Raw genomic sequence first — 13,118 nt, forward strand, 5'->3', positions numbered from 1 at the left:
TTGTCTTCAGGCTGTGGCAGGCTCCTTTGCAACGATGTTGTTCGTAGCGTTCGTCGCAAGCATCATCTGCGCCGCCTTCTCGGCAATCATCAGCGTCGGCGAGCAGGTATTGCCCGAGGTGATGCGCGGCATGATCGAGGCGTCGGCGATGCGCAGGCCCTTGATGCCGTGGACCCGCAGTTGCGCGTCCACCACCGCATCGCCGTCCTGGCCCATGCGGCAGGTACCCACCGGATGGAAAATCGTCGTGCCGATGCGGGCGGCGGCCCGATGCAGTTCTTCTTCGCTCTGCAGGCTGGGGCCTGGCAGGTATTCCATTGGCTTGAACGCTTGCAGGGCGGGCGCGGCGACGATGCGTCGGGTCAGGCGGATGGCGTCGGCGGCGACCCGCAGGTCTTCGGGATGGCTCAGGTAATTGGGCTGGATCAGCGGCGCCTCGTGCGGGTCGGCCGAGCGGATGTCTACCCGGCCACGGCTTTGCGGGCGCAGGTCACAGACCGATGCGGTGAACGCCGGGAAGCTGTGCAGGGGCTCGCCGAAGCGTTCCAGGGACAAGGGCTGCACGTGGTATTCGAGGTTGGCCGAGGACTGCTCAGGTCCCGAGCGGGCAAACGCGCCGAGCTGGCTGGGCGCCATGGACAGGGGGCCGCTGCGGTCATAGAGGTAGCGCAGGCCCATGCCCATCTTGCCCCACAATGTGCCAGCGATCTGGTTCAGGGTCCGGGTATTTTCCAGCTGGTAGATGAGCCGCAGTTGCAAGTGATCCTGCAGGTTGCCGCCCACGCCCGGCAGTTCATGCACCACGCCGATCCCCAAGCGCTGCAGCAGGTTGCGCGGACCGATCCCGGAGCGCTGCAGGATCCCTGGCGAGCCGATGGCGCCGGCGCACAGGACGATTTCCTTGCGCGCCTTGAAAGTCATGCCTTTGCCTTGCCAACGGCCGCTGACGGCTTGGGCCCGGTCATCGCGCAGCAGCACGCGGTCGACTTCGACCTCGGTGAGGACGGTGAGGTTGGCGCGCTGGCGAACCGGCTTCAGAAAAGCCTTGGCCGCATTCCAGCGCACGCCGGCTTTCTGGTTGACCTGGAAGTAGCCGCAGCCTTCATTGTCGCCACCGTTGAAGTCGTCGACATTGGCGATGCCGCTCTGTTCGGCGGCGTTGCGGAAGGCGTCGAGGATCGGCCATGACAGGCGCTGGCGTTCGACCCGCCATTCGCCGCTGGCGCCATGCAGTTCGGAATCCCCGGCGAAGTGGTTTTCGCTTTGCCGGAACAGTGGCAGCACGTCTTTCCAGGCCCAGCCGGCGTTGCCCTCGGCAGCCCAGCCGTCATAGTCCGCGGCCTGGCCGCGCATGTAGATCATGCCGTTGATGGAGGAGCAGCCGCCCAGTACCTTGCCGCGCGGATAGCTCAAGGCGCGCCCTTGCAGGCCGGGTTGCGCTTCGGTCTTGAAGCACCAGTCGGTGCGTGGGTTGCCGATGCAGAACAGGTAGCCGACCGGGATGTGGATCCATGGATAGTTGTCGCGTCCGCCGGCTTCGAGCAGCAGCACCCGATGCTTAGGATCGGCTGACAGCCGGTTGGCCAGCAGGCATCCGGCGGGGCCGGCGCCCACGATCACGTAATCGTATTCATCGACGACAGGTTGCATCCGCGACCTCATTTTTTGTTTTTGTCTGTCCCATCCTAGTTGTTAGTTTTCGTTAAAAGAATGTTAGTTTTTGCGCAACGGCTGCTCGTTTATAAACAGTGATGTGCAAGGAGCGTTCATGTTCGACTGGAATGACCTGCGTTATTTTCTCGAGCTGCAACGCAGCGGCCGCCTGCTGACCGCGGCGCGGCGGCTGAACACGACCCATGCCACGGTGGCCCGGCACATCGAAGCCATCGAGAGAAGCCTGGGGACCGCGCTGTTCGTCCAGCACGCCCAGGGCTATGAACTGACCCCGGCTGGCGAGACGCTGCTCAAGCACGCCGAGGCCATGGAGAACGTGGCGTTGCTGGCCCAGGAGGACATCACCCAGTCCAGCGCGCCCCTGGGCAAGATTCGCCTGGGGGTGACCGAGGGGCTGGGCATCATGTTCCTGGCCAGTCGCATGGACGGATTGTTCCAGCGCTATCCGGGACTGGAAGTGGAGCTGGTGGCGGTACCGCGATTCGTCAGCATCCTCAACCGCGAGGCGGAAATCAGCATTCATCTTGAACGCCCTTCGGCCGACCTGCTGGTGACCCGCAAACTCACCGACTACAGCCTGGCGCTGTACGCCAGCCAGGCTTACCTGGATCGCTCGCCGCCGCTGCGCAGTCGCGAAGACCTGGCCCGTCATGCCTGGATCGGCTACGTCGATGACCTGCTATTCAGCCAGGAGCTGATGTTCCTCAACAGCTTCTGCCGCAACCCCCGGGTGGTGTTCCACAGCACCAGCGTCATCGCCCAGCAACAAGCCGCACGCTCGGGCCTGGGGATCGCCGTGCTGCCGTGCTACATGGCCAGCGACGACCCGGCGCTGGTGCCTTTGCTGCCCGACGAAACCCTGCGCCGCAGCTACTGGATCAGCACCCGTCGCGAACTGCACAAATCCGTGCGCCTGCGGGTGCTGTGGGATTACGTGGTGCAGTTGTGCGAGCGGGAGCAGGGGGCATTGTTGCCCTGATTCTGCATAGGATGGGCATGGATCTGTGCAAAGCATTTCTCTGTGGCTAGGGCATTTATCTGTGGTGCGGGGATTTCTCTGTGGCTAGGGCATTTATCTGTGGTGAGGGGATTTCTCTGTGGCTAGGGGATTTATCTGTGGTGCGGGGATTTCTCTGTGGCTAGGGCATTTATCTGTGGTGAGGGGATTTCTCTGTGGCTAGGGGATTTATCTGTGGTGAGGGGATCTATCTGTGGCGAGGGGATTTATCCCCGCTGGGGTGCGTAGCGCCCCCAAAATTCATCTGCCTCTGCAGTATCAGGCCGAACACAGGGGGCCGCTTCGCGCCCCAGCGGGGATAAATCCCCTCGCCACAAGTGCATCATGAAGCTGATATTCCGGTGGCCGCCCAAGCCCCTTTTCTGGCCCCCAATGACCTCAAGCCGACACGCCGGCGTGCCTTAAGGTGGGAACTGCCAGACCCACAACAAGAATGGCGTACCCATGCGCCGCCGAGAGGGCCTTATGTCGGCAAGCATTCCTTCTGTCCTGTCTCACATCGCGACCCTCACGCTGCTTGGCGCGCTGCTCGCCGGATGCGGCGAAGAGACCAAGCCGCCCGCGACCGCGACCGTCAATGCCATGCCCGCCGATGCGGCGCTGGCCCAGGTCTACGACAGCAGCTGCAAGCTCTGTCATGCCAACCCCGGCGCCGGGGCGCCCCTGACCGGTGACGCGAATGCCTGGGCGCCGCGGTTGGCCCAGGGCGCCGACACCCTGCTGGACCACGCGATCAACGGCTACAACGGCATGCCGCCGATGGGCTTGTGCATGCACTGTTCCGAAGAGCAGTTCCTGGCGTTGATCGCCTTCATGTCCGGCCAACAATTTCAGTAGCGGAGGCATGACGATGGACTACTCACGACGCCAGTGGCTGCAGCGGGCCGGTGTGGTTGCCGCGTTCACGGCGCTCGGCGGCCAGGGCGCCGTGGCCGACCTGATGCGTGCGCCGCGCTTGATCCCGTGGCGCAACTGGTCCGGTGCACAGAGTTGCCTGCCGGCCGCGCGCCTGGCGCCCAAAGACCTCGACGAACTGGTGCAAGTGATAACCCGCGCCGAAGGGCGGATCCGTCCGGTGGGTTCCGGTCATTCCTTCAGCGCCTTAGTGCCCACCGATGGAACCTTGCTGTCCCTGAGTTTTTTCAACGGCCTGTTGGATCATGACGCGGCCAGCCTGCAAGCCGAGTTCGGCGGCGGCACGCCGATGTCGCGCATGGGCCCGGCGCTCAAAGCCATCGGCCAGGCATTGCCGAACATGGCCGACGTGGACTATCAGACCCTGGCCGGCGCCATCGCCACCTCGACCCACGGCACCGGCAAAGCCTTCGGCTCGTATGCCTCCCAAGTCGTCGGCCTGCAACTGGTGACGGCCAGCGGCGAGGTGCTCGATTGTGATGCCAACCGCCATCCCGAAGTGTTCAAGGCGGGGCGTGTGTCGCTCGGAGCGCTGGGGTTGGTGACCCGTGTGCGCTTGCAGAACCGCGCCGCCTATCGGTTGCGCGAGCGCCAATGGGTGGCGAAAACCGAAGAGTTGCTGGAAGACGTGGAAACCAATACCCGGGACAACCAGCACTGGGAAATGCAGGTGGTCACCCACTCCGACTATGCGTTGTCGATCACCCTGAACGAAACCACCGATCCGGCCACGCCGCCCATCAGTCCCGAGGAGGAGGGCGGCAACGAATTTGTCACCCTGATCGAGAAACTCGACAAGTACGGCAGCGACTTTCCGGCGATCCGTCGATCGTTGCTCAACACCCTGCGACTGGTGGCCGACTTCGACGACCGGGTCGGTGATTCCCATGACATCTACGCCAACGCCCGCACCGTGCGTTTCAATGAAATGGAGTATTCCGTGCCGGCCGAGCAGGGGCCGGCGTGCCTGCGGGAGATCCTCGCGCTGATCCGCGACAAGAACCTGCGGAGCTGGTTTCCCATCGAATATCGCTACGTGAAGGCCGACGACATCGCCTTGAGCATGTTCGAAGGACGGGACTGTTGTTCGATCTCCGTCCACCAGCATTACCAGATGGACCACCACAATTTCTTCGCCGCCATCGAGCCGATCTTCTGGAAATACCAGGGCCGACCGCACTGGGGGAAATTGCACTCGCTGAACGCCAGGGCACTGCAGGCACTGTACCCGCGCTGGAACGAATTCACCCAGGTGCGCCAGGCCCTGGATCCCTCTGGGAAGTTTCTGAACGGGCATCTTTCAACGATCCTGGGGGTGAGCTGATGGCTTTCAATCGTCGTGGTTTGCTGAAGGGCACGTTGGGCGCCGGGGTGTTGCTGGCCGGTGTCGGGGCCTGGCTGCGGCCGGAGGACCGGGGCGGACCATACAGTGATTATTTTCGTCAATTGAACCGCGAGCTCAAGGCCCACGGCCCCATGCGCCCGGTGATGCTGATCGACCTGGATCGCCTCGATCACAACATCGATGTAGTGAAGGCTTCGGTCCGGCGCGCGGGCAAGCAGTTGCGACTGGTGGAGAAGTCCCTGCCTTCGCCCCAGTTGCTGAAATACATCGGCGAGCGGGCCGAGACCCGGCGGTTGATGTCGTTTCACCAGCCGTTTCTCAACTACGATGCAATGCAGTTCCCCGATGCCGATATCCTGCTGGGCAAACCGCTGCCGGTGCGTTCCGCCGAGCTGTTCTATCAGCTTCACAAAGGGCCGTTCGACCCGTCGCGTCAGTTGCAGTGGCTGCTGGATACCCCGAGCGTGTCCAGCAATACCGGGCCCTGGCCCAAGGGCTGGGCACGTGCATGCGAGTCAACATCGAACTGGACGTCGGCTTGCACCGGGGCGGAGTGGCCGACGACGCGGCTCTAGACGCGATGCTCAAGCTGATTCGTGCCCATCCGGCGCAACTGGAGTTCGCCGGTTTCATGGGCTATGACCCGTTCGTGGGCATGGGCGTGCCGGAGCTGTTGGCAAGCCCTGAAACACTGCTGGCGCGGGTCATGGCGATCTACACCGCACGGGTGGATTTCGTCCGGTTGCACTACCCCGACCTGTGGCGTCCGGGCCTGACCCTCAACACCGCGGGCAGCCCCAGTTATCGTCTGCATGAACAGGAACGCCTGAGTAGCGAAGTGTCGGTGGGCACGGCCATGCTCAAGCCCAGTCATTACGATTTGCCTTCCTTGAGCGAGCATGTGCCGGCGGCCTACATTGCGACCCCGGTGCTCAAGCGTACCGGCGCGGTGAACATTCCGGCGCTGGACGACAAGTCGCGGATTTTTTCCTGGTGGGATGTGAACCAGCGCGAGACGTTCTTCCTCTACGGTGGCAACTGGATGGCCGATTTCGAATCGCCACCCGGCCTGAAGAGCAACAGTCTCTATGGCCGCAGCTCCAACCAGGAAATGGCCAACGGCTCCGAGGCGGTGGGGCTGGCGGTGGAGGACCAAGTGTTCCTGAGGCCGACCCAGGTCGAGTCGGTGCTGTTGCAGTTCGGTGATCTGCTGGCGGTGCGCGGGGGGCGGATTGTCGAGACGTGGCCGGTCTATGGTTGATCGGGGCAACACAAAGTTATGGAAAAAGGATTACCTGTGGCGAGGGGATTTATCCCCGTTGGGCTGCACAGCAGCCCCATCGCCCAGTCGACTCAATCTGCCTGACACACCGAGTTGGATGGTTTTAGGGCTGCTGTGCAGCCCAGCGGGGATAAATCCCCTCGCCACAGGTGCGGTGAAGGAGGCGCTTATAACTCAAACGGAATACTCAATTTTGCCCAGAGCATCTCGCCTTCGGGGCGGTTCTCCACGTCGAATTCCTTGGCCCAGCGAACCTCGGCGCTGGCGTACTTGAGGAAGGTCAAGTGCAGCGCCGGGCCGATGGCGAAGACCTGGCCGCGCACGCCATCGTTCACGTCCTGTCCGGCGAATTGCACAGTGTGGCCGAACTGTTTGTCATCGGTGGTCTGCTTGAGGTAGTAGCCGTTGAACCCCACCCTCAGGTTGTCGGTCAGCCGGTAGCTGGCGGAATAATCGAAGTGGAAAATCTGCCCCGAGCGGTAGTCGGTGTCCTTGTTCTTCTGGTTGAAGCTGTAGGTGGTTTTCATCGACACCTCGGTGTTTTCCGTGGGCAGCCAGGTGAAGGAAAACAGCGGCTTGTAGGTGTAGAAATTGTTGCTGGTGTTGGCCAGTCGATCGGAGCTGTATTCACCGGTGGGCACGGTGATTTCCACGGCGGCGGCCAGGGTCAGGTTCTTGCCCATGTCCCAGAGCACAATGGGGGAGATGGTGGTATCGCCCATGCCTTCGCGGGTGTCGCTCATGCCGAACAGCGCGACTTCCTGCTTGATCCAGGGCTGGGCGACATAGATTCCCAGGCGCCCGCCGGCGAATCGCAGCGGACTCAGGTAGTCGATGCGCGGAATCACCGCCGTGGATTCGATCTCCACCCCCGGCACCTTGCCGCCCAACGAGCTGATGTTGAATGTCCGGGCTTTGTAATGGTTGTAGTAGAGGTTGAACGCGACCATGTTGTCCGGAAGGCTGTCGACTTCCAGTGGCAACACGAAGAAGCCGTCGGTGCCGGGGCCGATGTTGTCGACTCCGTTCTCGGTGGCGAGGGCGGGTAGCGCGCAACCGCAGGCCAGGCCCAGGGTCATTTGCAAGGCGAACGTCGTGCGGATCGGGTTCATGTGAGGCGCTCATTATTATTGTTGGAGGTACACCGAAGGTCCGAGCCATACAAATAAGCCGTTCGCGGCCGGCAGGGCAGGGTATTGGCGGCCACACAGGGGACTTGGGCGGCCAGATTTCGCATCCCTCTTCCCATGGGGACATGCTAACGTTTATGAAACAACCGGTTACAAAAACGCCGCCTAACGTGCCCCGGAACCCGCCATGCAGATGAAAGTCATCGACCCCACCTATGAGCTGGCGCTGGTTTCGCCATTCCTGCTGCAAACCCTGGCCGAAGTCGTGGCGGACAAAGGTTTCGACGCCGCCAGCCTGTGTCGTGGCCTGGGGTTCGGCCTCGATGATCTGCAGGATCCCGCCCAGCGCATTTCCCATCGCCAGGCCGTGGTCATGATTCAACGGGCACTCAGATTGTTGCCGGACCAGGGCCTTGGGCTGTGGGTCGGCGACCGCAACGTGCTCGGCACCCTGGGTCTGCTGGGGCATGTGTTGTCGCTGTGCGAAACCCTGCGCGATGCCTTCGCCCTGGGGATCCGTTACCAGCACACCACCGGCGGCATCGCCGTGACCAGTGTCGAAGAGACTGCTGAGCGGATCATGGTCGACGCGACCTGCCGCTTGCCCTTCGCCGAGGTCCAGGTGTTTGCGGTCGAAGAGTTCTTCGCCAGTCTGATGGTATATGGGCGAGCGCTGGCGGGCCCGGATTTCAGGCCTCAGGCCGTGGAGTTCATGCACGCGGCGCCGTCCTACGCCCTGGAGTATCAACGGATCCTGGGACCGGATGTGCGCTTCGGTTGCCGATACAACCGCATGCTGATCGATGTCCGCTGGCTGGACGTGCGCCTGCCCAATCATCACCCGCTGGCCCTGCGTCAGGCATTGGCCTTGCTGGACCAGGAAGCGGCCGAGGTCCATCAGAAGATCGACCTGATCCAGGCGGTGGAGCGGGCGATTGCCCGGGACCTGACCCGGGGCAGCCACATCGAGAAAATCGCCGGCGACCTCAACATGAGCAGCCGCACCCTGCGACGGCGCCTGACCGAGCACAACCTGACGTTCGAGGCCCTGCTCGAACAGGTGCGTCGCGGCCGGACGCTGAGCTTGCTGGCCAACCCCGAGCTGTCCATCGAGCGCATCACCGAAGAGGTCGGCTACAGCGATGTGCGCAGTTTCCGCCGGGCCTTCCGACGCTGGACCGGCATGAGCCCCAGCGCGTTTCGCAGCGAGGGCGTCGACGCTCGCTAATCTAAGGTTATGTCCAAACAGTATTTCTCATGCCTTGGACGGTTTCCCTAAGATCACGTCATAACTCGTTATGACAAGTGATCCAGCCCATGTCCGACAATGTACTTGCCCTTAGCAGCGTTCCGCTGCACACCCAACTGCGTGACGTGTTGCGCGCCCGCATCCTCGACGGTGAATACCCCCAGGGCAGCCAGATGCCTTCGGAAAGCGAGCTCGGTACGCTGTTTCGCGTGAGCCGTATCACCGTGCGCCAGGCCCTCGGCGATCTGCAGAAGGAAGGGCTGATTTTCAAGATCCACGGCAAAGGCACCTTCGTCGCCAAGCCCAAGACGTTCCAGAACGTCAGCACTCTCCAGGGCCTGGCCGAATCCATGACCGGGCGCGGCTTCGAGGTGATCAACCGCTTGCGCAGTTTCAAATTCATTCCGGCGGATAAACAAGTGGCCGAGCGCCTGGGCTTGGTCGAAGGGGAGCCGGTGGCGCAGATCAAGCGGGTGCGACTGATCAATCGCGAGCCGGTGTCCCTGGAAATCACTTACCTGCCCAAGGCCCTTGGCGAACGCCTGGAAAAAGCCGACCTGGTGACCCGCGACATTTTCCTGATCCTGGAAAACGACTGTGCCTTGACCCTGGGGCACGCCGACCTTGCCATCGATGCGGTGCTGGCTGACAGCGATTTGACCCAGGCCCTGGAGGTCGAGCCGGGATCGCCGATCATGCGCATCGAGCGCCTGACCCACGACGCCGATGGCCGGCCATTGGACTTCGAACACCTCTATTACCGCGGCGATGCTTTCCAGTACCGCTTGCGGATCGACCGGCAAAAAGGGACACAAGCATGACCGACAGCGCTGTGACTGGAAGCATTTTGGAACAGGAATACGACATCGTCGTCATCGGCGGCGGCACGGCCGGACCCATGGCGGCGATCAAGGCCAAAGAGCGCAACCGCGATTTGCGCGTGCTGCTGGTGGACAAGGCCAACGTCAAACGCAGCGGCGCCATCAGCATGGGCATGGATGGCTTGAACAACGCGATCATTCCCGGCCATTCGACCCCCGAGCAGTACACCAAGGAAATCACCATCGCCAACGACGGCATCGTCAACCAGGCGGCGGTGTACGCCTATGCGACCCACAGTTTCGAAACCCTCTCGCAACTGGACCGCTGGGGCGTGAAGTTCGAGAAGGACGAAACCGGCGACTATGCGGTGAAGAAGGTCCATCACATGGGCGCCTATGTGTTGCCGATGCCGGAAGGGCACGACATCAAGAAAGTCCTCTATCGCCAGTTGAAGCGGGCGCGGGTGAGTATCACCAATCGGCTGGTCTGCACCCGCTTACTGACGGATGCCGAGGGTGCGGTGAACGGCGTCATGGGCTTCGATTGCCGCACCGCCGACTTCCATGTGATCAGGGCCAAGGCGGTCATTTTGTGCTGCGGTGCGGCGGGTCGCCTGGGCTTGCCGAGTTCCGGCTACCTGATGGGCACTTATGAGAACCCCACCAATGCCGGGGACGGCTATGCCATGGCCTACCATGCCGGTGCCGAGCTGGCGAACCTGGAATGCTTCCAGATCAACCCGTTGATCAAGGATTACAACGGCCCGGCCTGCGCCTACGTCACGGGCCCCCTGGGTGGCTACACCGCCAACAACAAGGGCGAGCGCTTCATCGAGTGCGACTACTGGAGCGGGCAGATGATGTGGGAGTTCCACCAGGAACTCGAGGGCGGCAATGGCCCGGTATTCCTCAAGCTCGATCACCTGGCCGAGGAAACCATCCAGAACATCGAGGACATCCTGCACAGCAACGAGCGGCCCAGCCGCGGCCAGTTCCACGCCAACCGCGGCACCGACTACCGCACGCAGATGGTGGAAATGCACATCTCCGAAATCGGCTTCTGCAGCGGCCATTCGGCCTCGGGCGTGTGGGTGAACGAGCGGGCCGAGACGTCGGTCAAGGGCCTGTACTCGGCCGGCGACATGGCGGCGGTGCCGCACAACTACATGCTCGGGGCGTTCACCTACGGCTGGTTTGCCGGCCACAACGCGGCGGATTTCGTGGCCGGAAGGGATTTTTCGGCGCTGGATGCCGCTCAGATCGAACGGGAAAAGGCCCGCGTCTACGCACCGCTTACGCGCGAACACGGCCTGCCGCCAGCCCAGGTGGAATACAAGCTGCGGCGCTTCGTCAACGATTACCTGCAACCGCCGAAGGTCACTAAAAAGATGCAGATCGGCCTGCAACGCTTCAGCGATATCCAGCGCGACCTGGATCAGATCAAGGCCCACAACGCTCACGAGCTGATGCGCGCCATGGAGGTCAGTGTGATCCGCGACTGTGCCGAAATGGCCGCCCGGGCCTCGCTGTTTCGTGCCGAAAGCCGTTGGGGGCTTTACCACTATCGGGTCGATCACCCGCAACGCAACGACAGTGAGTGGTTTTGCCATTGTCACCTGAAGAAGGGCGACGACGGCGTGATGACTTCCTTCAAGAAAGCGGTCGAGCCCTACATCATCGCCCTCGATGCCGACGAACTGCAGGCTTACGAGCGGCTGCGGGTCGGCGCCGACGCGGCGTGAACCGTCCAATCAGAGAGAACGCCCATGGCTTATCAACCCCAGGAAATCTTCTTCCGCTCCAATGCCCCCGTCACCGTGGACGAGGACAAGTGCATCGCCCACAAGGGTTGCACCGTATGTGTCGATGTCTGCCCCATGGACCTGCTGGCGATCAACCCGGCCACCCAGAAGGCCTACATGGCATTCGACGAATGCTGGTACTGCATGCCGTGCGAAAAGGACTGCCCGACTGGTGCCGTGAAAGTGGAGATTCCTTACTTACTGCGCTGACATCAGAACCGCTATCGCGAGCAGGCTCGCTCCCACATGGGATGTGTGGTGTACGCCGAATCTGTGAACGCTGAAGAAAACTGTGGGAGCGAGCCTGCTCGCGATGGGGCCAGCCCAGCCACTACAAAGCCATCCGGCCACCCCCGGACGCTTGATCCAAAAACACCCCTCGTTTCCTACCGTGCACAGATCACGGCGGAGACGAACCTCCTATACATGATTCGAGGGGAATCCCCATGTTGCGTGCAACGCTGGCCGGTCTGGTACTGGCTTCATTGAGCTTGTCTGCCCAGGCAGAAACCATCCGTGTCGCCATCGGCACCCAGGACACCACCATCAACTGCGCCGCCGGCGGGTTGTTGATCCGTGAGTTGGGCCTGCTGGACAAATACTTGCCCCATGACGGCGCCTATAAAGACGCCCGGTACGATATCCAGTGGAAGAACTTCACCAGCGGTGCGCCCCTGACCAACGAGATGGTCGCCGGCAAACTCGACTTCGGTGCCATGGCCGACTTCCCCGGCGCATTCAACGGCGTGGCATTCGAAACCGCCGGCAAGCACAGCCTGTTCATCAGCGTGCTGTCGGGCAGCATCCAGGGCAGCGGCAATGGCATCGTCGTGCCCAGCGCGTCCGGGGTACAGTCCCTGGCCGAACTGAAGGGCAAGACGATCTCCGTGCCATTTGCGTCCACTGCCCACGGCATGTTGCTGCGTGCCGTGGCGGCCCAGGGCTGGGACCCGCTCAAGGATGTGAACATCATCGCCCAACCGCCGGAAGTCGCCGGCTCGGCTTTGCAGGCCGGCAAGATCGACGCCCACGCCGACTTCGTGCCGTTCGCCGAACTGTTCCCCAGCCGGGGTTTCGCCCGCAAGATCTACGACGGCGCCCAGGCCGGCGCGCCGACGTTCCATGGGGCGTTGGTGGACCAGGCCTACGCCAGGAAATACCCGGAAATTGTCGTCGCATATTTGCGCGCAACCCTCGAGGCCAACCAGTTGCTGGCCGCAGAGCCGGAGAAGTACAGCGAGCTGATCGCCCAGGTTACCGGGGTCGATGCCGAGGTCAATTATCTGTTCCACGGGCCGCTGGGCGTGCAGACCCGTGACCTGACCTGGAAGCCGGAATACCGGCAAGCCGTCGGCACCGCCATCGACACCCTCAAGCTGCTGAAAAAAGCCGATCGCGGCCTGGACCTCAATACGTTCATCGATGACCAGTACATCCGTGCCGCATTCAAGGCCTCGAACCTGGATTACGACGCACAACTGGGTCACTACGCCCGGACACCGTTGAGCGACGTCGATGCTTCGACCGGGCAGGCGATTACCGACTTCAGCCGCGTGGCCGAGATCTGGGTGCGTGGCGAGCCGAAAGTACGTCACTACGCCTCGGCGCAATCGGCTTTCGCCGCCCTGGCGAGCCTCAAGCAGGAAGGCAAGGGCATCCGTGCGGTCTATGCCCAGGCCAGCGACAGCGGGATCAAGTTGCTGGCCGAGCAGGCGTGGTTCGCCAGTGATGCCCAGGGCCGGCTCAGTGCGTTCCTGCTCAAGGGCCAGGCCGAGCAGTTCGCCGTGCAGCAGGGCGGCAGGGTTCTGGATTTCAGCGAAGCCACGGCCCAAGCCGTAGCCACCCGATAACCTGCCAAATGACCTGTGGGAGCGAGCCTGCT

General features: G+C 62.4%; 10 protein-coding genes and 1 pseudogene. 9 read left to right on the forward strand and 2 right to left on the reverse strand.

All coding sequences use genetic code 11. The features are described 5' to 3' along the window. Positions 1 to 6 precede the first annotated feature (6 nt). Positions 7 to 1,650 carry a GMC family oxidoreductase gene (locus tag LOY35_RS10385; RefSeq protein WP_258632251.1) on the reverse strand — a complete coding sequence of 548 codons (1,644 nt, stop codon included), beginning with the start codon at positions 1,648 to 1,650 and terminating at the stop codon, positions 7 to 9. Positions 1,651 to 1,768: 118 nt separating this feature from the next. Between LOY35_RS10385 and LOY35_RS10390 the strand changes: the two genes are divergently transcribed. From LOY35_RS10390 to LOY35_RS10405, 4 genes and pseudogenes are all read left to right on the forward strand, one after another. Next, a complete protein-coding gene (locus tag LOY35_RS10390) occupies positions 1,769 to 2,653 on the forward strand; it encodes a LysR family transcriptional regulator (RefSeq protein WP_258632252.1) in 885 nt (294 codons plus the stop codon). A 504-nt stretch (positions 2,654 to 3,157) separates the two neighbouring features. Next, on the forward strand, positions 3,158 to 3,529 hold the full coding sequence (locus tag LOY35_RS10395; RefSeq protein WP_258632254.1) for a cytochrome c5 family protein: 372 nt from the start codon (positions 3,158 to 3,160) through the stop codon (positions 3,527 to 3,529). Between the two features lie 103 nt (positions 3,530 to 3,632). Continuing rightward, the gene (locus tag LOY35_RS10400; RefSeq protein ID WP_408981251.1) at positions 3,633 to 4,931 is read left to right on the forward strand and encodes a D-arabinono-1,4-lactone oxidase; all 1,299 of its coding nucleotides are present in this window, start codon (positions 3,633 to 3,635) and stop codon (positions 4,929 to 4,931) included. Between the two features lie 74 nt (positions 4,932 to 5,005). Further along, positions 5,006 to 6,213, forward strand: a pseudogene (locus LOY35_RS10405) (DSD1 family PLP-dependent enzyme). A gap of 188 nt (positions 6,214 to 6,401) precedes the next feature. Here the strand turns inward: LOY35_RS10405 and LOY35_RS10410 are convergent. Beyond that, a complete protein-coding gene (locus LOY35_RS10410) occupies positions 6,402 to 7,346 on the reverse strand; it encodes a transporter (protein WP_408981212.1) in 945 nt (314 codons plus the stop codon). Positions 7,347 to 7,551: 205 nt separating this feature from the next. On the opposite strand from LOY35_RS10410, the gene LOY35_RS10415 reads away from it, so the two are divergent. The 5 genes from LOY35_RS10415 to LOY35_RS10435 all read left to right on the forward strand — a co-directional run bounded on the left by LOY35_RS10415 (position 7,552) and on the right by LOY35_RS10435 (position 13,086). After that, positions 7,552 to 8,592 carry an AraC family transcriptional regulator gene (locus LOY35_RS10415; RefSeq protein WP_258632257.1) on the forward strand — a complete coding sequence of 347 codons (1,041 nt, stop codon included), beginning with the start codon at positions 7,552 to 7,554 and terminating at the stop codon, positions 8,590 to 8,592. A gap of 89 nt (positions 8,593 to 8,681) precedes the next feature. Next, entirely contained in the window at positions 8,682 to 9,434 is a 753-nt protein-coding gene (locus tag LOY35_RS10420; protein ID WP_258632258.1) for a GntR family transcriptional regulator, read from the forward strand. After that, positions 9,431 to 11,176 carry a fumarate reductase/succinate dehydrogenase flavoprotein subunit gene (locus tag LOY35_RS10425; protein ID WP_258632260.1) on the forward strand — a complete coding sequence of 582 codons (1,746 nt, stop codon included), beginning with the start codon at positions 9,431 to 9,433 and terminating at the stop codon, positions 11,174 to 11,176. Before LOY35_RS10420 ends, LOY35_RS10425 begins: the two co-directional genes overlap by 4 nt. 24 nt (positions 11,177 to 11,200) lie before the next feature. Further along, positions 11,201 to 11,446 (forward strand): ferredoxin family protein, encoded by a 246-nt coding sequence (locus LOY35_RS10430; RefSeq protein WP_003180418.1) that lies wholly within the window; start codon positions 11,201 to 11,203, stop codon positions 11,444 to 11,446. Between the two features lie 236 nt (positions 11,447 to 11,682). Next, on the forward strand, positions 11,683 to 13,086 hold the full coding sequence (locus LOY35_RS10435) for an ABC transporter substrate-binding protein (protein ID WP_258632262.1): 1,404 nt from the start codon (positions 11,683 to 11,685) through the stop codon (positions 13,084 to 13,086). The last annotated feature ends 32 nt before the right edge of the window (positions 13,087 to 13,118 follow it).

The organism is Pseudomonas sp. B21-028 (assembly GCF_024749045.1).
In the GTDB taxonomy this organism is placed as follows: Bacteria; Pseudomonadota; Gammaproteobacteria; order Pseudomonadales; family Pseudomonadaceae; genus Aquipseudomonas.